At 42.0% G+C, this 23,919-nt stretch carries 14 protein-coding genes; 5 read left to right on the top strand and 9 right to left on the bottom strand.

The features are described from left to right. Positions 1-357: 357 nt before the first annotated feature. The 8 genes from K1F36_RS16780 to K1F36_RS16745 all read right to left on the bottom strand — a co-directional run bounded on the left by K1F36_RS16780 (position 358) and on the right by K1F36_RS16745 (position 15,498). Positions 358-1,578 (bottom strand): IPT/TIG domain-containing protein, encoded by a 1,221-nt coding sequence (locus K1F36_RS16780; RefSeq protein ID WP_220114871.1) that lies wholly within the window; start codon positions 1,576-1,578, stop codon positions 358-360. A gap of 48 nt (positions 1,579-1,626) precedes the next feature. Then, positions 1,627-3,258, bottom strand: a complete 1,632-nt coding sequence (locus tag K1F36_RS16775) for a RagB/SusD family nutrient uptake outer membrane protein (RefSeq protein ID WP_220114870.1) — start codon at positions 3,256-3,258, stop codon at positions 1,627-1,629. A 23-nt stretch (positions 3,259-3,281) separates the two neighbouring features. Then, positions 3,282-6,440, bottom strand: a complete 3,159-nt coding sequence (locus K1F36_RS16770) for a SusC/RagA family TonB-linked outer membrane protein (RefSeq protein WP_220114869.1) — start codon at positions 6,438-6,440, stop codon at positions 3,282-3,284. 566 nt (positions 6,441-7,006) lie between these two features. Continuing rightward, positions 7,007-7,681, bottom strand: a complete 675-nt coding sequence (locus K1F36_RS16765) for a GDSL-type esterase/lipase family protein (RefSeq protein WP_220114868.1) — start codon at positions 7,679-7,681, stop codon at positions 7,007-7,009. Between the two features lie 120 nt (positions 7,682-7,801). Beyond that, on the bottom strand, positions 7,802-8,836 hold the full coding sequence (locus K1F36_RS16760; protein ID WP_220114867.1) for a hypothetical protein: 1,035 nt from the start codon (positions 8,834-8,836) through the stop codon (positions 7,802-7,804). Between the two features lie 201 nt (positions 8,837-9,037). Next, positions 9,038-11,353, bottom strand: coding sequence for an alpha-L-rhamnosidase-related protein (locus tag K1F36_RS16755; RefSeq protein WP_220114866.1), 2,316 nt, complete (start codon positions 11,351-11,353; stop codon positions 9,038-9,040). Between the two features lie 593 nt (positions 11,354-11,946). Beyond that, positions 11,947-14,247 (bottom strand): alpha-L-rhamnosidase-related protein, encoded by a 2,301-nt coding sequence (locus tag K1F36_RS16750; RefSeq protein WP_258539126.1) that lies wholly within the window; start codon positions 14,245-14,247, stop codon positions 11,947-11,949. A gap of 222 nt (positions 14,248-14,469) precedes the next feature. Continuing rightward, positions 14,470-15,498, bottom strand: a complete 1,029-nt coding sequence (locus K1F36_RS16745) for a GntR family transcriptional regulator (RefSeq protein ID WP_220114864.1) — start codon at positions 15,496-15,498, stop codon at positions 14,470-14,472. Between the two features lie 87 nt (positions 15,499-15,585). On the opposite strand from K1F36_RS16745, the gene K1F36_RS16740 reads away from it, so the two are divergent. The 5 genes from K1F36_RS16740 (at position 15,586) to K1F36_RS16720 (ending at position 23,021) form a co-directional block, all read left to right on the top strand. Beyond that, positions 15,586-17,685, top strand: coding sequence for a bifunctional aldolase/short-chain dehydrogenase (locus K1F36_RS16740; RefSeq protein ID WP_220114863.1), 2,100 nt, complete (start codon positions 15,586-15,588; stop codon positions 17,683-17,685). An 82-nt stretch (positions 17,686-17,767) separates the two neighbouring features. Next, the gene (locus K1F36_RS16735) at positions 17,768-19,048 is read left to right on the top strand and encodes a sugar isomerase (RefSeq protein ID WP_220114862.1); all 1,281 of its coding nucleotides are present in this window, start codon (positions 17,768-17,770) and stop codon (positions 19,046-19,048) included. 11 nt (positions 19,049-19,059) lie between these two features. Continuing rightward, the gene (locus tag K1F36_RS16730; RefSeq protein ID WP_220114861.1) at positions 19,060-20,433 is read left to right on the top strand and encodes an FGGY-family carbohydrate kinase; all 1,374 of its coding nucleotides are present in this window, start codon (positions 19,060-19,062) and stop codon (positions 20,431-20,433) included. Position 20,434: 1 nt separating this feature from the next. Then, positions 20,435-21,580, top strand: coding sequence for an alpha-hydroxy acid oxidase (locus tag K1F36_RS16725; RefSeq protein ID WP_220114860.1), 1,146 nt, complete (start codon positions 20,435-20,437; stop codon positions 21,578-21,580). 40 nt (positions 21,581-21,620) lie between these two features. Continuing rightward, positions 21,621-23,021, top strand: a complete 1,401-nt coding sequence (locus tag K1F36_RS16720; protein WP_220114859.1) for a purine-cytosine permease family protein — start codon at positions 21,621-21,623, stop codon at positions 23,019-23,021. A gap of 41 nt (positions 23,022-23,062) precedes the next feature. On the opposite strand, the gene K1F36_RS16715 is transcribed toward K1F36_RS16720, so the two are convergent. Next, a complete protein-coding gene (locus tag K1F36_RS16715) occupies positions 23,063-23,788 on the bottom strand; it encodes an NUDIX hydrolase (protein WP_220114858.1) in 726 nt (241 codons plus the stop codon). Positions 23,789-23,919: the final 131 nt, after the last annotated feature.

Raw genomic sequence — 23,919 nt, 5'->3', positions numbered from 1 at the left:
AAAAAAGTCGGAAGAATAATCTTCCGACCATGACTGCCCTTAGGGTGCCTTTTTTTGGCTTTTTCAAAAAAACCATGTTCAAAGCTCTCCAAGCAAACATTCTCCCACAAAAACTCAGTATTCCACATAGGCAAGAAAAACATGGACAAATACAATAATAAGTCTAGTTGCAAACGTAATACCCCCCTAAATTGAAAGAACCTCTCAACTTAGCCAAAAGATTTATTGCGATAGCAAAGAGGCTTTAAAACAAATACCGCCCTGAAAGATTTTCTTCCAGAGCGTTATATTTCATACAAAACTTAAAATTAACCGGGGAAAGATTACGAACCTTTGGGCCCATAATTCCTGCCAATCCTATTCCTCGGAAAGAAAGTAATAATTATCGTGATAACTTAAATAAGTAGAGTAGAAACCGGCTACACCACCAACAAAGGTACTTTGATCATCTACAACCGTTCCTTCAACAATGACCGCCCCTTCCGCCGTCAGTACCCTTAGATCAAACGTATATGGAGTATTGGAGCTGACCTCTAACCTATAGGTGTTGTTTCCTGGTAATTGTGCAGCAAAACCAGAAGTGGACAATACTGCACTGGCATTTCCATCTATTACCCTGATCAACTGGAGCAGTCCTCCTCCTCCAATACGGAATGCATAGTAATCATCTTCACTTTGAACATGGAAAGCAATGCCACCAAGAGCAGAATCAGTAGTAGCAGGTATGTATACATCACCTCCAAGGCTATAGCTCATACCATTTTGGTTTGAGGTCACCGAAGGCATGTTCACCATAAGGTTATCACCCGCCACAACTCTTCTAGCTGAAATAAAGTTGTCTCCACCAGGTCCTTCAATCATCCACTCTCCACTTCCAATAACCCAGTTGGAACCAATAGGGTTAGGCATGGTTTCCAAATCGGCCCATTCTGTAGTAGGTCTGTTAAAATCATCGATTATAGCGGGGATCCCTACTTCAAAAGTAACTTGGTTAGAAGAAAGACCATCACGCTCGACTTGGACCATAACTTCGCCATCGGCAGCGTCTTGCGGCACTTTCACCCATATATTTTCATAATTAAGACTGTCTATTTCAAGTGATTGTCCTCCAAACAATACGGAAACCTCTTCGATATGCTGTATGCTGTCAGAAACAAGGAAGTTATTAGCCAAGAAGTCTCCCAAAATAGTGAAACTTGATCCTGCACGTCCTTGTGAAGGTGCCAAATCTGAAATAAAAGGTGGAGAAGGAATAAGTTCGAAATCGGCACTTACAATAGCTGTTTTTCCAGTTCTCACTTGAATATCCCCATCCCGCGCCCCCATGGGCACTACCACATCGATTTCTGTAGGTTCGGCCGAGACTACCTGTCCCAACATACCTCCCTCAAAACCAACCACCGTGGTATGTAGCCCTTTAAAACCGTTTCCTCTAATTGTAATGGTATCACCGATCATTGCCTGTGGCGGCATTACACTATCAACTCTAAGGTCTTCTACCACATCATCGGAATCACAGGAAACCAAGGTGACGAGGACCAAAAAACATAATAATATTGAAGCTTTAGATTGAATCATGATAATAATGTTATTGCTTATGAATCTTTTGTTTGAATATGTCCTTCCCTAGTAACCAGGGTTTTGCTCTATTGGGCTCAGTTCTATTTCGGTCAACGGAATAGGGAACCATATTTTATAGGGTTCCAAATTTGCCTGCATAATGGGAACTGCAACGTTCCACCTTCCTCCATTTTCATCAAGGCCCATAATGGCATCGTAAAATTTGCCGAACCTTATCAAATCTATTCTTCGTTGACTTTCAAAGGCAAATTCCCTAGATCTTTCATCCAAAAGTTCTTCCAAAAAATCAGCCTTATAATAGGCATCGTCCAAGATATCGACTTGGGATACATCACTCACCGACCTAGTCCTCACCTCTGTAAGCCTTTCACGTGCGCCTGCCTCGTCTCCTGTCATGTAAAGGGCCTCGGCATTCAGCAGTAAAATATCGGCATACCTCAATAAAGGGTAGTTGCCCATGGATTGGCTAATGTCTATCGGTTTGCTCGATGGGTCTACATAACGGTATTTTGCCACAGAGTAGAAACCAGCGGTTACCCCATTTGCAGGATCGGGCACATAATAAGTATCTCCCTCGATTGTTTCGGTAGTAGAGGACGCTGAGAATGAATTAGAAAGGTTGTGCGCCCTTCTCATATCCAAAGCATTGTACTTATAGAACATCTCTCCTGTTGGACGGAACCATCCATAACCGCCACCCATGGTGGTAGTATTCCCCGGTGGTACCATCCATTGCACCCAAACATGATAATTACCTATTATTGAGCTGCTACTTGACACTGACGAAAACAAAGATTCTTCCATTTGAAATTGATTGGTAGTCTCCCGAAACAGATAATCGTAGTTGTCTATCAACTCATAACCGCTCTGGGCAATTATCCCATTGGTAATGTCCCTGGCACGTGTATAAAAATCATCAGCATCGACCCAGTCAAAACTATTGAGCTCAAACCCTAGATCAGCACCAACTCCATTGGTCTTACAACTGGCTAAATAGGTATATACTTTCGCAAGGAAACCGGCAGCAGACCATCTGTTCGCTCTTCCTTGAATATCCGCTCTGTTTGGTAGATTTGAATAAGCTGTTTCAAAATCGGATATAATCTGAGCGTAAACCACATCCAAAGGCTCCCGCAAGGCATTTTCATCGTGCTCCCCTGTGGTATACACTGGCACACCCCCATACATTTGGGCCAAATACATATAGTAAAGGCCCCTTAGGAAATGTGCTTCCCCCATGATTTCGGCTTTACGCTGTTCTCCCATCTCCGTATCCTCTATGGCATCCAAAAGATAGTTACATCTATTGATACCTACGAACATGGTAAAAAAGTGTTCTTCAATTGTTGGTGTCTGGCTTGTTACCGCCAAATTACCGAAGGGGGCATAACCAATTGCAGTTAATCCGTCTCTTGTGACCAACTCATCTGTTCCTGCGCTCAGCATAAAGGTCATACTTGAATTGAAATTACCTCGCCAAACGCCTTGTACGGATTGGGCATTGAGCGCACTATAGCAACCTATAAGTGCCGATTCCGCATCATCCGCTGTTTGATAGAAATTCTCCACCGTAGTGAAGGATAGTGGCTTGGTATCCAAAAAATCGTTACTGCACGAACTACAATAAATACCGATGAACGTTAAGACAACAATATTCTTTAGTATTCTATTTTTCATCTCTATTGATTTTTTTGCTGTTATTAAAATGTGAAACTGGCTCCAAAAGTGAATGTTTTGGTCCTTGGATAGGTCAATCTATCATATCCGGGCAAAAGCGAGTTTCCTGAATGGATTTCTGGATCAAATCCAGAGTAGTTGGTCCACGTGTACAGATTGGTGCCCGTGAAGTAAATACGAGCGTAATCTATTCCCATTTCCTTAATCCATTTCCCAGGAAGGGCATAACCAAATGAAATGTTCTGAAGCCTTAACCAAGAAGCATCCTCTACATAATAGCTAGAAGCCAACAAAGAAGTCCTGTTCCAAAGGTCGTCGGCAAAAGTACCATATTGATTCGTTGGGTTCTCAGGAGTCCACCTATTGCTGAAAAAATCATCGGAAATGTTCATCCAAGTGTTTGACACCCCTCCCTCTAGCCTATATTTGGCTTCGTTGAATATTTCATTTCCATAGGACCAATTGAACATTACGGAAAGGTCGAAGTTTTTATAATTAAAGGTGTTGTTAATACCTCCAAAGTGCTTAGGAAAGCTTCTGCTAATGGATGTTCTATCATTGTCCACATCAATGGTCCCATCTCCGTTTAAATCTTTGAACTTAAATGATCCCGGCTGCACATTGATCCCGTCTACGGTAACAACTCCTTCGTTCAGGACATAATCACGTTGCTCGTGCGGAATGGTCGCATCGCTATCGTTCTGCCAATTAAAATCTGATATCTGATACACACCATCAAACTCATAGCCATAAGCGTTACCCAAAGATTCCCCTTCGATTACCCTACCTGCATTTGTAATCCAACCACCTCCTATGTTCACAGGAATAAAGTCTACACCTCCAAGGTCCTTTACAATATTCCTGTTGCTACTGATATTGAAATCTGTTTTCCATTTGAAATCGCCTCCTTCAATATTTCTGGTCGAAATCTGAAGTTCGGTACCATCATTGTCTACTCTACCAAGGTTTTGCCATTGCTGTTGGAAACCACTTCTTTTAGGCACCAATGCGGCAATCAACATATCCGTAGTAACTTTATAGTAATAATCCCATGTAATGCTAATTCTATCGTTCACCAGTCCAAGGTCAAAGCCTGCATTGAACTGTGAGGTCTCTTCCCACTTTAGACCATAATTGGCCCTAGAGTCTGGTGCAAGTCCCAAATCTCCACCATAATCCGTGTTCACCATTCGTGCCAAGTATCTAAAGGAAGGAATTCTATCATTACCCGTAATACCATAACTCAAACGGAGCTTCAAGTTGCTCAAATCATCTACATTGGATAGAAAAGGCTCCTTATGCAACTGCCACCCATAGGCGAAGGATGGAAAGTATCCAAAGCGATTGCTAGGACCCAATTTATCCGATCCATCTGCCCTAAAGGTTGCTGTCAACAGGTGTTTACCCTTAAACTGATAATTGAACCTTCCGAAATAGGACATCCTGTTTATGATGTCCTTACCAGTGGAATTGTTCTTTATCCTCCTACCTTTACCGATATCATGAACCCCCGTAGACTCATCGGCAAAATCGGCTACCTCCATAAACATATTCTCCCAACTGTACCTGTTTGCTTCAAAAGCCACCATGGCTGTTAACAAATGATCTTGATTGGGTCTTAATGTATAATTCAATCTACTGGTTACGTTCCATGAATTTGCTCTTGCCTCTTGTACCATAGCTCGACCATTGTCCAAATTACCCCAGTTGGTATACTTGCTATAGAATTCCTTTCCCTTGGAGCTGGAGAGAAAACCACCTCCCGAGACATGGATTTTTAGGTCCTTCATCAATGCATATTCCAAATAGGCATATAGGTTGCTCCTCAATGAAGAAACATTTTTCTCCGCATTATCGATCATCGATAAAGGGTTGATGTATCTTCCATCCGTATCCCAGTTAGGGGCGAAAAATTCCAACGGTCTTGATATCACAAGATTTTGAACAACTCCATTGAATATCCCGGAACCACCACCGCTCTGTGTTGCACCGTTAAGCTCAGAATAGCCCATGTTGAAATTCAAACCCATCTTTAACCTATCGCTATGCTGGTCATCAAGGTTGAGCCTCATGGTGTATCGTTGGAAGTTGTTGTTGATTATGATCGCTTCCTGATCTAACATTCCAATTCCACCAGAAAAAGTGGTTCCCTTGTTATCCCCGCCGGAAATTGAAATATTGTGGCTATGGGAAACAGCAGTTCTCAACATCTCGTCTTGCCAATCATGCATGGGCAGCTCATAAGGATCCCTTGGAATATCATCCGAATTGTACAACCCATCTTGATTGCTATCCGTATAGAACAAAAAGGTCTCAGGATTGAGTGCGGCCCTATACTCAATATATCTTTCGGCATTAAGCACAGGTAGTTTTCGTGTTACTGTACCCAAACTAACAAAACCGTCATAGGTAATCTTGGTATCCCCTGCTTTACCTGATTTAGTGGTAATTATAATAACACCGTTTGCACCTCGAGCACCATAAATAGCGGTTGCGGAGGCATCCTTGAGCACTTCAACGGACTCTATGGATGATGGGTTCAGTGTTGCCAACGGGTTGGACGATGTACCGTTCCCTACACTGGCATCGGCAACCTCTCCATTGTTGACATCATAGGGTACCCCATCTATCACATAAAGAGGAGCTGAGCTACCAAATACCGTATTGGCACCACGAATGCTAATATTCATGGCTGCACCAGGTTCACCGGATGAAGACGAAACTTGTACCCCTGCCAGCCTTCCCTGAATAGCCTCTTGGAATGACAATACCTTGCTTTGGGAAATCTCTTCCGCCTTTACACTGGAAATGGAGCCGGTCACATCAGCTCGTTTTTGCTGACCGTACCCAATTACCACCACCTCATCCAACCTATTCTGGTTTTCGGATAACTCAATTGTAATGGATTGTCTTCCGGATACGGCTACCTTTTTGGTAGAGAAGCCCATATAGGAAAAAACCAATGTCCCTTCGGGATCCATAGTTATGGTGAACTCACCATCAAAATCGGTCACGGCCCCGTTGGTGGTTCCATCCACTACAACATTCACCCCTAATAGCGGTAAGCCTTCACTTTCTGAGATGACTTTACCGTTAACCTCAATTCGTTCTTGTGCTGCAGCTGTTTGTATTGCCAAAATTACAACGAACAGACAGCAGAATGTTGTTTTTAGTATTTTCATATTACATTAATTGTGAATTGTTCAAAAAAGTTGATTCAAATCTATATAATGGGAATAGACCAAGTATCCTGCCCCATCCTGTTCCCCTTAAACAAATGGGGTAAAAGAGTTTTTGGCCCTATTTCACAGGCGTCAATGCCACTTTGTCCCAACGCTTTTAACACAAGCATTACAAAAGATTTAGTAGGAAAAAAACCACTTTAAATATCGAGATATAAGGTGTTAAGAATAGAAAGATTCCAAATAAAGAACAGTATCTGTAGCACGCGTATTTGTAGGTAAAACCAACAGTTTTATCAAAACTGGTTTAGCAAAAACATTGAATAGGTTCAACTAATCGAGATATTGTTGGGGAAAAATCAAAAAGAAGAAGAAAACCCGGGATAATGACCAACCAAGGCGCCAATATTTAACCTTATGGTACAGCATACATTGATAGGAAAAGTATTTTGCTCCTATGCGGTAGAAGCCCTAACCGCACACCCTCCACATCCCGGGAAGTTGTCCAAGCGCAAGACGCCTGTATTTATATGGACCAGCATATATTGAAATCTGACAATAGACTATTATTTTAAGTAAGGCTCCATGACCTTTTGCCAAATCTGATAGCCCTTGGCATTCATGTGAAGGCGGTCGTCCAAAAAGATTTCCTCTTTAATATTTCCTCCTTCGTCCAACATTGGGTAAAATATGTCGATGTATGATGCATTTGACTTATTGTCCAGATAATCGGCTATCATTTTATTGGCCTCAATGGATTTATTCAAGATATTCATCCGAGAAGGACTTGGTTTAATGGATAAATAGTTTATCGTGGCTCTTGGGAAGTTTACACGGATCATCCCGTATAAGGTCTCAAAACGTAGAAAAAACTCTTCTACCGAGAGGTCGTTGTCAAAAGCAAAATCATTCTCACCACAATAAATGATGACCTGATCGGGGTTATAGGGAACAATAATGTCATAGAAATATCGGGTTACATCCACTAATGTCGACCCTCCAAACCCTCTATTGATAATTTGATGATTTGGAAAATAATCATTGACATCCTTCCAGAACTTAAAGGAACTACTTCCGATGAAAAGTATTCGATTTTTTGATATCGAGCCTGAAGCGTCCAACTCCTTAAAATCTACGATTTCATTCCATAGTGTTGGGTATTCCTGAGCTGACAACTGGAAGTTGAAAACAGATATTACCAACAAAATTAGAATGTTATATTTAATTGAATTAATTTTCATAAGTACTTGATTTACATTTCTATTTTATAAGTGGTGGTTAGATAAGTGTCGCTACGGCAACAGCCCAGTTGCAAAACTATTTTAAAGTCTCTGCAGTACCATCCTGTACCCTACTGTTAACTAGTTTCCGGCGCGATACCTGCCCGTAAGTTGAAGTTCACGCACCAACATACCGGAATCGAAAGTCCCTGTGGTTTCCCATCCGAAATTGAAGCTGGAAATAAACATATCGGACCAGTGCGCATCTTGCAAATACCCTTGTCTCTTGGCTCGTTCAAATGCGTTTTTAATGTACGGCAATATATCCTTGTCCACATCTATACTTCCGGATTTTTGTAAACTTCCTGGGAAAAATTCCTCACTTGCTATACTCACAATGAACTTTTTACTGGCATCATCCTTGCCCAAATCTTGGGCAGCGTACAGCGGAATCCCCTCTGGCCTCCTGTGGTCAAATACGGGAATACCAAACCAAAAAAAGTCGGTCGAATCACTAATGGTCAAATAAAGTGAAACCTGAGAGGTATGAAGACTTTCGTCAAACTCGGAAGGGTCCATCATCATCTTGTCATACACAAGCGAAAGGCCCATGTTCAATTCAAGGGACTCCATATCCTCTAGGGCTATTTTATCTGCCATGGTCTGCTCTAATAATAAATGGGGCCAATCTTCTCCATCTTTACGAACAGAAGTATAATCTTCGGAAGCTATTACTTCCAAAAGTACATGTGGTTTATCCTGAGCTTTCTCCTTTATGAACACTACCCGCTTTGCTTGATTGGCATAGATTATTGAATCTCCCTTCACCTCTTGTTCCACATTGCCAAAGGCATGGTTACTGCCCCATTCGGCAAGTTTCCAGCTAGCTGTTTCCGTTGCTGTTGAATAGGGGTAGATAAAATCCAAGGCTTTAATGTCAGAGGTATCGGTACCGAGCAAGCGAATACCATTTATGAACCCAGTGTCCTTTACAAATTCAACGGAGCTCAGAGAATCTTCATCATCGACATCACCATCTTGCTGGGCAATATCGGATTGTGATTCGTCATCTTCCAGATTGTGCCCATTGCCGTTGCATCCAACAAATATGAACATGCCCAACATTACCATTCCTAGTTTTAGTGCTTCCGGCCATAATACTTTACTTAATCTCATATGCTTATATCTTTACGTTAGGTTCTCGTCAACAGTTTCAAAATCCAAAGACTCTTAAATGAGTGAAAAATGAAACTTTCGTGCTAAAGTAACAGCAGTGACTTGGTTAAGCATCCTGAGGTGTCAGGTAATAAAATTCGTCCGGAACTGTCCTGTAAGACAGGAAATAGATAATTTTAAAATAAGGTCATATTGAAATGATCAATCGATTTGGATGTCGTTCTTACCTTCTTTAAGTGCCAGGTTACGACCATTCCAGATCAAGGTGCCATCTAGCCCCTTTGGAAGCTCAATCTTGCCCTTGAGACCGTTTTGCCCTCTTTTTTTAAGATTAAATTCTATTTCGCCCAAATGGTGCGGCACTTTACCATTGACCTCTTCTAATTTTCCTAAATGAGGTTCTACATGTATCTTCTGAAATCCCGGCGCCGCGGGTTGAATTCCACAGACCATTGACAGAAAATGATACATTGGGGAGGCGCTCCATGCATGGCAGTCCGACCGGGTAGGTTCTTGCTTTTCCGCAAATGTGGTGAGGCCATTATCGAGCATTTCTTCCCATCTGCCCATAAGCCCAAGATATTTCTCTTCCATTCCGGTATGCCTAAGTGCCTCGGTCAAATAAAAGGAAAAATAATAGCTAGTCTTTGCTAAGGACTCATCTTCTAGAACCTTTTTCATTAAAGAAGCGGCTTTTTCACCAGAGACAACATTCGCCAGTATGGCCATAATATTGGTATGCTGACTGAATTTTTCACCTTTCGGGGTATCACTGAACAATTCCTTTTGCTCATCCCAAGCGAGTTCCTTTACTTTGGCCCTTATGTTTTCCAATCTACTTCGATAGAGATCGGCCTGCCCAGTATGACCAAAAACTTCCAACATTTCAATGGCATATTGAAGGGTATAGGCATATTGCAGGTTGATAAGTATTGAGTTTCCTTTTTCAGCACCGGGAGGCACCCCTCGAACCCAATCATGTGTATCCACCCAATCGACGAACATCCACCATTCGTTTTGCTCCACTAGCCCGGATTCTCCACTTCTCTTTTCGAACCAGTTGAGAATATTGAGTACATTCGGCATCATTTTGCCAACAAATTCTTCATCTGGCAGAAGCATCCAGTAATCGTGCAGCATGGTTATCCATATGAGAGAAAAGGTTGGTATGAACTGTGTTTCGTTGCTAGGATAACGGCTCTGGGTGAGACCGAAAGATTCCTGTGAGTGCTGGAAGGATTCCAAAGCATTTTTATAAAGCCTTGAATCACCTGAAACATAGGTGGTCACCAAGCTCTGTATTCGGGTATCCCCTATGTACTGCAATTGCTCGTAGTAGGGGCAGTCAAAATAATTCTCGCCCGAACATAAACGCTGTGTTCTCCAGCTTACGTCCCATATCTTATCCAATAAAGAATTCTTGGTTCCGAACTCTGCAACTTGCTTAAAGGGATATCCCGTGAACCGCGATGCAAAATCATCCAAAACCAATGGTTGTTCCTTGGTCTCGATATCCAATTGCACATACCGGAACGTTCGCCACCAAAGCGGTTCATAAACCCGTCCTTCCTGACCATCTGGACGTATGATATCGATATTGCCCTCGATGCTTTTGCCCTCTATTTCATTTCGATTCCCTTTTTGCCTCTGAGCATCATAGAGAGCCTCAGCGTAAGTGATGTCGATTTGTGAACCACTTCCTTTTGAAAAGCTTACAATTGGGTAGGCATTGGTTAAATGTCCTTGGTCCAACAAAACAGTAATTTTGGTATGGGGAGGAACGATAAGTTTCTCTTTTCCTGATATAAAATCTGGCACCGACTTCTTTATCGATGTCCTTCTGATAGATTCAAAACGCTGAAACTTTTCCTCCATTAATGGAATATTCCTTGGAACAAGTATATGGGATGGAACAATGCCATATCCAGCAACCCCATTTTTAGGAGTTCCTTTGGAAATACTCTTTGCCGGTACAAATTCTTCCGATTTAAATCCCTCGGTCATCCATCCCCATGGATACTCGCTTGAATCAAAGTCTTCCCCTGCACCAGTAATCAGGTAGATTCTTTGGTCTATTTGCGTTGGCCCATGTGCCCTACTTTGCATTACGGACCATTTTTCATCCGTGTTTAGCTTTTGTTCAGCATCTCCGTTTCCTTGAAGAATAAAACCTGTTTTTACCGTATGCTGTGCCAAGGGACGATAATCAGAAAAGTTCCAAACCACTGCTGACAATGTATTCTCTCCATTTTTTAGATAAGGTGCAATATTCAAGGTTTCAAAGCGCCAGTTCAATTGATCCCCTCGTGCCGGTCCGCTGGCCACGTATGTTCCGTTCACATAAAATTTGTACCTGTTATCCGCACTAAGGTGTACTATAAATTCCTCTGGAATATCTCCCAACTGTGTAAAGTTTCTCTTAAAGAAAAATACACCGTATTCATGGCCCTCTATTTCTGGGTGAGTAATCCAGTTGGCTTTCCAAGAGGTCAACAATCTATCATTTATTTTATCCACTTGCTGGGCGTTTGCCCCAATTCCAATGAGAAGACAAATGATGAACGAACAAAAAACTTGCCTTGTTAAATGATGAAATACTGCAATCTTCATATTATAAAAATAGTGATATGATTAATGGACAATATTGCCATAAGTTTGTTTATTGGGCAGAACCTTAAGATTAAAGTACCCAAACAGAAAAGAGGACAATACAAATACAAGAATAAGACAGAGCGCCCACATAACCATCCTGTACTGTTATGAAGATTGCTCCTTCCTATACAATGGATTTCACTCTAGAACATAAATAAATGAAAGATGCTCTTGAAAATGAGTTTGACTGTACTTTTTCTTTTCGTTTACCAACTATGGTTATGGACGGAAACGATTCCCAAGGACTTCTCTATATAAACCATTTTTAAGTTTTTTATGGAAAGTGGCCTACGGTCATAAAATATTAAAACAGTTGAAAAGTAACCATATCTTTCTTAAAGCGATTAGGGGCTTATAGTCATGATTATCTATCTTCGTTTGTTTTTGCTTTCCTACCAATTGTGGGGTTTACCCCTATTAACGGTTCTTGTCAATTTCGTAACTTAAAATATTATCATTTAAATGGTGACGTTGTTAATTCCAGATTTTATTTTGGCCGATTTTCCCTGCCAAATAAATTCACCGTAAACCCCTTCAGGTAATGTAATGGTTGCCTTCACCTTCCTACCTGTTCTTTTATAATCCACGGATATCATTCCCGATGGATGAGGTATTTCGCCCCCAATTTTTTCGATGTCCCCCAAATTTGGGGCTATCCGTACCGTTTTAAAGTTCGGCGAAGCACTTTCTATCCCTAAAATAATCCTGAAAAATTCTATGTTAGGACTTGATCCCCAAGCATGGCAATCGGAACGCGTAGTTTCCACTTGGGAAATTTCTGCCCAAGTGGTCAGCCCCAACGCTATGTTTTTTCTCCAAACATCTAACCAATCCAGATACTTGTTGCCGTATCCTGCCTCGTTAAGAGCCTGATGAAGATAATAGCTAAAATAGATGGAGGCTGGAGCCAAGGATTCATCGTCCAACAGTGATTTTCCAATGGCCATTTTCTGGTCGGCATCCACTATATCGGCAAGAATGGCCAAAGAATTGGTATGCTGCGAATACTTGTTCTTTTCCGGGGTATCGGCAAACATCTTCTTGTCCGGGTCCCAATATTTATTTTTGATGGTCTCTGTTAATTGCTCGACCATTGTTGTGTACAGGGTTACGAATTCCTGCTTCCCCAATTCCTTCTCCAGAGCTATTCCATATTGTAGGGCATGGAGCATTTGTAAATCCAAGGCGGCCGATGAACCGTCTTCGGCCATCGGGGCCACTCCCCCTTCCCACTCCGGGACCCAGTCCGTAAAGTTCCACCCGGGAACGTTCTTCAAAGAGCCATCCTCATCCAAATACGTAATGAAATAATTCAGTACCTGTCGAGATCCCATTAACTTCTCTTCAATAAATTCCATATCACTGCCATACATCATATAATCATAGAGAAGGGCAACATACCAAAGAGAGTAGGTTGGGATTACCTGATCCTGTCTGTCCGGGTACCTGCTCAAGGTAAATCCGTCCGGTTGTCTTGAATAATCAATTAGATTGATGGCATTTTTGATCAACCGATCATCCCCGCTGTTATAAAATGATACAAAATGCTGGATTCTGGTATCCCCCACATATTGTAGCCTTTCATAATATGGGCAATCCATATAGGTATCCACAGCACAAAGTCGGGCAGTTCTCCAACCAATTTCCATCATATTGGAAAGTTCTTTGTTATCCGAAATGAGATTTGCCTTCATTTGGAACGGATACCCCGTGAAAGTGCCATAAATATCGTTTATGATCAAGGGCTCTTCCTTTGTCTGAACCCCAACCTCCACATACCTATATGTTCTATAGGTCAAAGAAGTGTATTCTTGATCAGCTTTTCCATTGGAAATGATGCTATCCCTTCTTCCTGCCATCGATTTTCCTTCGATAACATTGCGGTTTCCCTTAACTCCTTCGCTATCAAAGAGTCCTTCTGCATATGAAAGGGTAATTATACTATTTTTTCCTCCACTGAACAACAAGGTTAAGTAAGCGTTAGTCAAATGCTCTTGATCCAATAATATTTTGACATTGGAATTGGCCCCTACCTTGATATCCTTAGGTTTAGCTGGAAAAGATGATGGGACTTTCACTCCCTCGGACTTTCTTACCGTTGCCAGACGCTCTGCGGTCAACTCCATTTCCGGTAAAATAGTTGGAGTCAACTGCCAACCTTCTTGATACCGTATTCCGCCTCCCCTTTGTACCTCCTCAAAAACAGTATCTGGGGATTGCCATGCACTATCATCAAAGCTCTGGGACTTCCAGCCCGTCAATGCCTTGTTCATATCTATAAAATCCCCCGCACCGGCCGCATAGTATCCTCTTATGTCCTGTTTCAAAGGAGTATAACTTTCATCTTTGATGACTTTCCAACTGCCATCCGTATCCACTATTTTTTCCAAATCGCCCTCACCTTGTACAAATAATGCAGTTTTATAGGAAAATTGTGCCACCGCTCGCATTTCGGCTTCATTCCAAACTTTTATTGCCAAGATATTGTCACCTGCCTTTAAATGTTTGGCAATATCCACGTTGTGATAGTTCCAATGCTTTATATCTCCCCAGTTGGGGCCTACAGAAGCCAAGGTTCCATTTACAAAAAGTTTATATCTGTTATCTGCAGAGATACGTATTCTAAACTCGCTCGGCACGGTATCCAACGTAAAGTCCTTCCTAAAAAGGAAGGACCCGGCAGCTTGCGTATCTATTTTGGGCATGGTAATCCAATTGGCCGTCCATTCCTGATCCGCACTGAGTTTCTCCTGGGCCATTGAAATTAAAGTCGTACATAAAATAAGTAGTGATAGAAATTTTCTCATATTTTAAATCTAAATGATTTGTGCAAATATCCTGAGGCCTATGTATTTTGAATCAAGCGAAAACTCGCCATACGCCCCCTTATAAAAGGCCCAATGCAACGTTAATATAAGGTCTAAAGAAAACTATTCCGTTCTGTACTGTTCTGGTAAAAAGGCAAGTCCTCCAATATTGGACTATAGGGAGCTTCTTTGAATTATATGAAAAGGGTTTTCCGTGTAGATGGTCTGGTTCTTCAAGACAATTTCAGCAGCTTTTTTCCCAAGGTTCTCAAAGTCGGTGGATATTACGGTGATGCCATCCAGAAGCACTTCCTTTAGCGGGGTCTCGTTATATGAAATAATCCCAACATCTTGTCCCAACACAAAATTGGTCTCCTTTATTTTCTTGATCAAAATAACCAAGTCACTTTCCTTAAGATTAATATAGACAGTTTGCTTTTCAATTTCACTGGATTCAATTTCCTCTATAATTCCAAATTCGTAAGCAAATTGTGCGCAAAACTTTATGAAGCCCTTTTTGATCTCAATTGGATGGTACGTCTTCTTTCTTAATAAGAGTTTGATCTGCCGGTATTTTTTGAGTTTAGGGTTAAGTGCAACCAAAGCTGAATATATGTCCTGCTCAAAATCTTGATAAATGCTGGAAACGGTATTCGCCAGACCATCCAATCTTTTATCGAGTACAATCAGTTTTTCCAAAGGAATTTCATCTTTGATAAAGTTGATCACATCATCACCTCCTTCTTCAAAATGACTGATCACAACATAATGTGTGTAAGTGTAGGATCTTTTCTTGGACTCCAAGATTAGTTCCTTAAAATGTCTGTAATTATTTTCATAGATAAAAAAGTCTATGGTAGCATTGTCTCCCAAAGTTCTGGCAAAAGCATCATAAATAATTTTTTTATGTGCACTCAACTTATTAAAAAGAAGAAAAACTTTTGCTTTCAAGGCCAACTCATCTTCCTTTACATAATAGCCTTTTCCGGGTACGGACTCTATAATTTTGTTCTTCTTCAAGTGGTCGTAAGCCCTTACCACAGTATCGCGGGATATATCAAATTCTATTAGCAACTCATTCACGGAAGGCAACCTATCGTCCAATTTGAGCTTGCCATTTTCAATGGCTGCTAAAATGGAATCAACGATTTGTTTGTACTTTGGAACCTTTGATTCCTCCTTTATATCTATCAATTCCAGCATTTTATTAACTTTTACGGTACAGTACAGAACACTTAATAGAAAATGGGTAAGTACATTTACCGACAACAATAATAAAAAAAATACCTGATGGGGATTAAGACTTTTAAACATGTGGATTATTTATGGGACGAAAAAAAGGCCTTGGAACTTGGCGACGACCAAGTGGCTTTGTTCCTATATAGGTCCAATATTTTGGGCTCCGATTTAAGGATTACAAACTACGGTGGAGGAAATACTAGTTGCAAGACAATTGAAAAGGATCCACTGACCAATGAAGAGGTTGAAGTAATGTGGATTAAAGGATCTGGAGGAGACATTGGTACCCTTACCCGTTCAGGAATTGCCGGACTTTATACAGAACGATTGAGAAACCTGAAAAAAGTCTATAAAGGATTGCATGATGAGGATAGAATGGTGGGACTTTTTAACCATTGCATTTATGATTTGGACAGTAGGGCCCCGTCCATCGACACTCCTCTTCATGGATTGCTTCCATTTAAACATATCGATCATCTACACCCTGATGCCCTTATTGCTGTAGCAGCGGCCAAGGACAGTGAAAAAGTGACCAAAGAAATTTGGGGGGACACCATGGGCTGGGTGCCATGGCAAAGACCTGGTTTCGACCTGGGCCTTCAATTGGAAAAATGTTTGGACGAAAACCCAGGAATACGTGGTATAGTGCTAGGAAGCCATGGTCTTTTCACTTGGGGAGACACCTCATACGAATGCTATATCAATAGTTTGGAGGTCATTGAAACGGCTTCTGATTATATTGAAAAGAAAATAAAAGAACAGGGAAAAGTTTTTGGCGGTCAAAAAGTGGAATCGTTACCTGCCGAAGATAGAAAAGAGAAAGCGGCACAGTTGATGCCCCTACTTCGTGGACTGTGCTCTTCGGAAAACCGAATGATAGGTCATTTTACCGATGCTGATGTGGTCATGGAATACATCAACAGCAACGATTTGGAAAAATTGGCCCCGATGGGGACCTCTTGTCCGGATCACTTTTTAAGAACCAAGATACAACCGTTGGTATTAACTTTGGACGCCGGTGAAGATGTATCCAATGCAGAGGAAGTGCTTAAAAAATTAGAGCCCGCCTTTGAACATTACCGAAAAGAATATAAGGAATACTACGAGAACTGTAAGCACGATAACAGTCCAGCGATGAGGGATCCGAACCCTGTCATCATTATTTATCCCGGGGTGGGTATGTTCAGTTTCTCGAAAAACAAGCAAACTACACGGGTAGCCAGTGAATTCTACATCAACGCCATCAATGTGATGCGCGGAGCAGAGGCCATTTCAGCTTACACTTCGTTGCCGAGACAAGAGGCTTTTGATATTGAATATTGGCTATTGGAAGAAGCCAAGTTACAGCGTATGCCCAAGGAACAACCGTTATCGAGAAGAGTGGCCCTGGTCACCGGTGCCGGTGGAGGAATTGGTAAAGCTATCGCGGACAAACTTGCAGAGCATGGGGCAAATGTGGTATTGACCGATATTGCCGAGGACAGATTGAAAGAAGCTGTTGAAACCTACACAAGGGACGTGGCCACTTATGCAGTGTGTGATGTAACAAGTGCCGATTCCATAAGAAAGGCATATAAAGATGCCTGTCTGGAATTTGGAGGTGTGGATTTGATTATCCACAGTGCAGGATTGGCCATTTCCAAACCATTGGAAGAAACTACCGAAAAGGATTGGGACTTGCTTCAAAATGTTTTGGTGAAAGGACAGTTCGAACTCTTTAAACAGGGAGTCGATATTATGAACAAACAAGATTTGGGAGGAGACATTGTAAGTATTGCCAGCAAAAATGGTTTAGTTTCAGGACCGAACAATGTAGGCTACGGAACTGCGAAAGCTGCCCAACAACACATGGTACGTTTACTTGCGGCCGAACTCGGGGGCAAAGGAATCCGAGTGAATACGGTAAATCCTGATGGAGTCATCGTAGGCAGCAAAATTTGGGAAGGCGATTGGGCCGAAGGAAGGGCCAAAGCCTACGGTATTAAAGTTGAAGAACTTCCTGCTCATTACGCCAAGAGAAACTTGCTCAACGAAATTATATATCCAGAAGACATCGCCAACGGTGTATTCGCTTTTGTAGGTCTACTGGATAAAAGCACTGGAAACATTATCAATGTGGATGGCGGTATGGCAAATGCCTTCACTAGATAAGGTTTTGAGTTTAGTTATTTTTAATTCAAATTTTCCGCAGGTCTACATATTGGCCTGCGGTTTTTAAAGATTAAATCATCCTATGATTATCAATAAAGAACAAATCGCATCGCATAACCAAATCAACTTTGACAACCATGATCAAAGTTTTGATTTTTTGGCGAACCAGCTGTCCAAAAAAGGATACGATGTTGAACATATACTCAAGAAAATCAGCGACTTTCAAGTAGCCATTCCAAGTTGGGCCATGGGTGCCGGCGGAACGCGCTTTGGGAGATTCTCCTATCATGGGGAACCTGGCACTTTGGAACAAAAAATCGAAGATGTCGGAATGATTCATGCGCTAACCCAATCTGCAGGGGCCATTTCCCTTCATATTCCATGGGATGTGACAGAAGATGCTGAGAAGGTTAAAAAATTGGCCGGTGTCCTGGATCTAAAGTTCGATGCAATGAACTCCAACACCTTCCAAGATCAGCCTGAACAAGAACATTCCTATAAGTTCGGTTCACTTTGCAGCACCGACGAAAATGCACGCCAACAGGCCATACAGCACAATATTGATGTTATCCGATTAGGAGAAAAATTGGGTTCCAAAAGTCTTACCGTATGGTTGGCGGACGGCTCCAGTTTTCCTGGACAGAACAATTTCCAGACCGTACTTAAAAACACACAGGATAGTCTTCAGCAAATCTACAAAACATTACCCGATGACTGGAAACTCTTTATCGAGTACAAACCTTACGAACCTTATTTTTACAGCACGGTCATCCAAGATTGGGGAACTTCCTTTATGTTGGCCAACGAATGTGGCCCAAAAGCCTATACTTTGGTAGATTTAGGGCATCATCTGCCAAACACCAACATAGAACAGATCGTGGCCACTTTGATGATGAAGGGCAAATTGGGAGGATTCCATTTCAATGACAGCAAATATGGGGACGACGACCTTACCGTTGGAAGCATAAAACCATATTCCCTGTTCTTGATTTTCAACGAACTGGTTTATGGTATGGAGAACAATCCGCAAAACCCCTACCCTGCCTGGATGATAGATGCCAGCCATAACCTAAAAGACCCTTTGGAAGACTTAATGCAATCGTTGGAAGCTATTAGATCTTCCTATGCAAAGGCTCTTTTGGTAGACCAAAAGTCACTTCGTGAAGCACAGAGGAACCATGACGTGTCACAATGTCAAGAAATTCTTCAAGATGCTTACCACACCGATGTAAGACCGTTATTGGAACGTGCTCGAATCTCAAATGGGGGCGCTCTGAATCCATTGGACACGTACAGATATCTCAATATCCGTAAACAATTGATTGACGAGAGAGGTAAACATACCATGGCAACGGGGCTATAATAAATTTATATATGGCTAAAGATGTAATCGCAATTTTTGATATAGGAAAGACCAATAAAAAATTCTTTCTTTTTGACCTTGACTTTAAGGAGGTACATCGCGATTACACCTATTTGGAACCTATTCAGGACGAAGATGGCCATCCAACAGAAGATGTTGTCAAACTCCAGGACTGGATAAAAGCCACTTTTCACAACATCCTAAAATCTAAGGATTACAAAGTAAATGCCGTAAATTTTTCATCTTACGGTGCCAGTTTTGTGCACTTGGACGACATGGGCAACGTTGTGGCTCCGCTTTACAACTATACAAAGCCCATACCGGAAGAAGTTATCGAACAATTTTACGACACCTACGGTCCGGAAATAACATTTTGCAGGGAAACTGGAACAACAAAGGAAGGTATGCTTAACTCAGGCATCCAATTGTATTGGTTGAAACACCATAAACCGGAAGTTTTTTCAAAAATCAAATATTCGCTTCATCTACCACAATATCTAAGCTATTTGTTTACAGGAATACCGATCAGTGAATATACAAGCATTGGATGCCATACCGCCCTTTGGAACTACGAAAAACAAGATTATCACGATTGGGTCTACAAAGAGCAGTTGCACAGGGTACTGCCTTCCATTGTGGATACCGGGACCAGTATAAAAACTAATTTAATGGGGCACCAGATAAAAGTTGGAGTCGGTATTCACGATAGCTCATCGGCCCTTTTGCCCTACATAAGAAGTATCGATAAAAAATTCCTACTACTCTCCACAGGCACTTGGAGCATCTCCCTGAACCCATTTTCAAAAGAGTTTTTAACGGAAACGGACACCCGCTCCAACTGCATCAATTACATGCGGATAAACGGAGAGCCCGTTAAGGCCGCTAGGTTATTTTTGGGAAACGAGTACAATATCAAAATAAAGGAACTATCGGAGCGCTACGGGGTTGAAGAGGATTATCATAAATCGGTCGATTTTGATTCTGAATTGTACCATCGTCTCAAGGATAGTTTTTCACATAAATTCCAGTGGTCCAGTCTAGATGTTAGTGCTTTGGAAAATCTCGCTCCAATGCACTTCAATTCTTATGAGGAAGCCTATCATCAATTGCTGATGGAGCTGGTGGAGTTGCAGATTGAGAGTATCCAACGGGCTATCGGTGAGGAAGATATAGCCCAATTGTACATCGATGGAGGCTTTGCCAACAATCAAATTTTTGTGGAGCTGTTGGCACAGGGCCTTAACCATATGAAGGTAAAAACTACCGATGCCTCTCTAGGTTCGGCACTTGGCGCGGCCATTGTCATATCCAACGTGGAACTGGACCAAAAGTTCCTAAAAAAGAAATACGCATTAAAAAAACATAGACCCCTAATTACAAATTGATATGGCCCAAAGTTTCGATACCCGATACCCTTCCGTCGATGACCTTAGGGAAAAAGCCAAGAAAAGAATCCCCCGTTTTGCTTTTGAGTATTTGGATGGTGGCTGCAACGAAGATGTAAATATTAAACGGAACACCTCCGAAATTAGGGACGTTACGCTAAAACCGACCTATATTAAAGACTTTAGGGGAGCTTCTATCAAAACCAAACTTTTTGGACATGAATATGATGCCCCATTTGGCGTGGCCCCGGTCGGCCTTCAAGGACTAATGTGGCCAAATTCACCGGAAATCCTTGCGAAAGCAGCCCATAAGCACAATGTGCCCTTTATTCTGAGTACCGTAACCACTATGGATATAGAACGGGCGAGTGAGTTGACCGAGGGCAAGGCCTGGTTCCAGCTGTACAATCCGGCAGAAAATGCCGTAAGGTTCGATATTATCGACAGGGCCGCCGCATCCGGTTGTCCCGTTTTGGTATTGTTGTGCGATGTACCCACTTTTGGGTACCGCCCGCGTGACTTTAAAAACGGATTGGCACTTCCGCCAAAAATGACCATGGCCAATATACTTCAGGTTTTGGGCAAGCCCAGTTGGGCCATGCAGACCTTAAAATATGGCATCCCTACTTTTGAAACTCTAAAACCCTATACCCCGGAAGGACTGAACCTGAAACAATTGGGCAAGTTTATGGACAAAACGTTCTCTGGTCGGTTGAACGAGGAGCGCATTAAACCGATCAGGGATAGATGGAAAGGTAAGTTGGTTTTGAAAGGGGTCGCGTCCGAAGAGGATACCGAACAGGCCATTGGATTAGGGTTTGATGGCATCATAGTTTCCAATCATGGAGGAAGACAGTTAGATGCCGGTGAATCCACCATTGCACCATTGACTCGAATAGCGGAAAAATATAAAGATCAAATAACCGTAATGATGGACAGCGGCATGCGCTCAGGCCCGGATATTGCACGCTCCCTTGCACGGGGAGCGGAATTTACATTCATGGGCCGTTCTTTTATGTACGGCGCCGCCGCCATGGGAAACAAGGGAGGCGACCATACCATGACCATCCTTAAAGTACAACTACAACAAATTATGGACCAATTGTGCTGCGAGAATATCCAAGACCTGCACAGGCACCTGATCTAACAAACTAGCACATAAAAATTAACGAACAAACCAAACCTATATGAGCCAATATAATATTGATGAAGAAGTTGAGGAAATAGCTGGCGGAGAATTTGAAAGACAGCCCGTTCCGCAGTCCAAATTAAAAAGCTGGAAAAGTTTCTTGGGCATGTATGCCGGTGAGCATGCCGCAGGTACCGAATTCGTGATAGGCCCTTTATTCTTGACCACGGGAGTAAGTGCTTTTGACCTTATAGTCGGACTGTTATTGGGAAATCTTTTGGCTGTGCTCAGTTGGAGGTTCTTGACGGCAGAAATAGCCGTAAAGTATCGTCTTACCTTATACTATCAATTGGAAAAGATTGTTGGAAAAAAATTGGTCATTGGATATAATCTGGCCAATGGGATTCTCTTCTGTTTTCTTGCCGGTGCCATGATTACCGTTTCGGCCACGGCGGTTGGAATTCCTTTTGACATGGAAATGCCCAAGTTAACGGATACCATGCCCAACGGCATTACATGGGTCGTTATCGTATTGGTTATCGGGGCCGTAATTTCGTTGATTGCAGCAAAAGGGTACGAGACCGTTTCAAAAGCGGCCAACTATATGTCCCCTATTATTGTATTGGCATTTTTGGCAAGTGGTATCGTGGCATTGCGCGATCTTGATGTAAATAGCTTCTCCGACTTTTGGAACATTTGGGGCGAAGGTGGAGAACCTTTTCCTGGACAGATAAAATATACTTTTTGGCACGTCACCATTTGGTCATGGTTTGCCAATGCTGCGATGCACGTAGGCATGTCCGACTTGTCCGTATTTAGGTTTGCGAAAAAGGCAAGGTCAGGTTGGACCACCGCAGCGGGAATGTACGTGGGACACTATATGGCGTGGATTGCGGCAGCATTACTTTATGCTGTTTACCTTAAATCCCCAGAAGCTCAGGCCGCTTTGGCCGGAGGTAATGCACCGAATGTTGCTCCCGGACCATTGGCCTATAATGCTTTGGGCATTTTTGGTGCCATTGCCGTGGTCTTGGCGGGATGGACAACGGCCAATCCGACTATTTATCGGGCTGGACTGGCTTTTCAGGCCATTATTCCTAAAACATCCACATTTTGGGTGACCATTATTGCCGGTAGCGTGGCGACCCTTGCAGGGCTTTTCCCTGCCTTTGCAATGAAATTATTGGATTTCGTGGCGCTGTACGGTTTTATTTTGGCCCCAATGGGCGCGATTATAGTTTTTGAGCACTTCTATGGGAAAAAGGCCAACATCATAATAGATTATGCCGAAAAAACGAACGTGAAGTTCAACAGAGCCGTATTCTGGGCCTGGGCCATAAGTTTTGGACTATGTTATTTCATCTCCGTCACTTTTGATGTCTTTTTATCCTTTATGACCTTGCCCGCTTGGTTATTGTGCGGCGTACTGTTCTTGGTGATGTCCAAAAAACGAAGTTAAAACACTTTGATATCCAAGGAAGTTTTAAAAAAGTAAACTCACTAACTTTTGAATCTATAAATATAAGGAGCCCTATTCTGGGCTCCTGTATATTTTTTGCCCAGTCGTTCCAATACATCAAGACCCAATATTTTCTTTTGAAAATTGTTCATGGGGAATTTCTTATCATAAATGGCCTCATATAACTCCTTGATTTCCCTCATGGTAAACTCCTCAGGAAGTAGATTGAACCCTATCAACTTCTCATCAAGGTTTTGACGCAGCGATTTATGGGCCTTTTCAACAATCTCATTATGGTCATGCGTCATATTGGGAAGATCCTCGATGCTGACCCATTTTAGAAACTCCTCGAACTCTCCTATTTTTGGGTCCACCTTTTTCAAATCCACCAAGGCATAATAACCGATACCGACAAAACGGCTTGTTACCCAGTCTATGGCTTCGTCATCAAATTTCTTTGCGGCAAAATCCCGAAGTCCAGCCCTTACCACTTCCCTATATTCACTTCCAATGATTCTATCAGAACTTCCGAAAGCTCTAAACTGCCCTAAATAAATATTGTCCAGTCCAGTTCTCTCAATTAAAATACGTGAAGCTGCCTGATCAATACTTTCCGTTTGGAGAATATACCCACCCGGTAAACTCCATAAATCCTCTCCATAACTCAATTTTGAGATCAGCACCTTCAATTCGTTATTATTATATCCGAAAATCACACAGTCAATCGAAAGTTGTGCGATATAATCTTCTTTTCGAAACTCTCCCATAATCGTTCTATTAACACAACTGTAAATACAAGCATTCACAGCTGTTTAAATATCATTGTAAACTAATTAAAGTAACAACACAAATCTATTATCTTTTATTGAGAAAATAATATATATATTTATCATGCACA

The sequence above is a fragment of the Flagellimonas abyssi genome, from assembly GCF_019457905.1.
Lineage (GTDB): Bacteria > Bacteroidota > Bacteroidia > Flavobacteriales > Flavobacteriaceae > Flagellimonas > Flagellimonas abyssi.
This window is presented reverse-complemented; position numbering and strand designations above follow the sequence as displayed.

Coding starts and splice junctions, on each gene's coding strand:
- K1F36_RS16745 (WP_220114864.1), bottom strand. CDS start 15,498: ATGCTGGAATTGATAGATATAAAGGAGGAATCAAAGGTTCCAAAGTAC.
- K1F36_RS16780 (WP_220114871.1), bottom strand. CDS start 1,578: ATGATTCAATCTAAAGCTTCAATATTATTATGTTTTTTGGTCCTCGTC.
- K1F36_RS16750 (WP_258539126.1), bottom strand. CDS start 14,247: ATGGCCCAGGAGAAACTCAGTGCGGATCAGGAATGGACGGCCAATTGG.
- K1F36_RS16725 (WP_220114860.1), top strand. CDS start 20,435: ATGGCCCAAAGTTTCGATACCCGATACCCTTCCGTCGATGACCTTAGG.
- K1F36_RS16770 (WP_220114869.1), bottom strand. CDS start 6,440: ATGAAAATACTAAAAACAACATTCTGCTGTCTGTTCGTTGTAATTTTG.
- K1F36_RS16760 (WP_220114867.1), bottom strand. CDS start 8,836: ATGAGATTAAGTAAAGTATTATGGCCGGAAGCACTAAAACTAGGAATG.
- K1F36_RS16730 (WP_220114861.1), top strand. CDS start 19,060: ATGGCTAAAGATGTAATCGCAATTTTTGATATAGGAAAGACCAATAAA.
- K1F36_RS16715 (WP_220114858.1), bottom strand. CDS start 23,788: ATGGGAGAGTTTCGAAAAGAAGATTATATCGCACAACTTTCGATTGAC.
- K1F36_RS16765 (WP_220114868.1), bottom strand. CDS start 7,681: ATGAAAATTAATTCAATTAAATATAACATTCTAATTTTGTTGGTAATA.
- K1F36_RS16775 (WP_220114870.1), bottom strand. CDS start 3,258: ATGAAAAATAGAATACTAAAGAATATTGTTGTCTTAACGTTCATCGGT.
- K1F36_RS16720 (WP_220114859.1), top strand. CDS start 21,621: ATGAGCCAATATAATATTGATGAAGAAGTTGAGGAAATAGCTGGCGGA.
- K1F36_RS16735 (WP_220114862.1), top strand. CDS start 17,768: ATGATTATCAATAAAGAACAAATCGCATCGCATAACCAAATCAACTTT.
- K1F36_RS16740 (WP_220114863.1), top strand. CDS start 15,586: ATGGGGATTAAGACTTTTAAACATGTGGATTATTTATGGGACGAAAAA.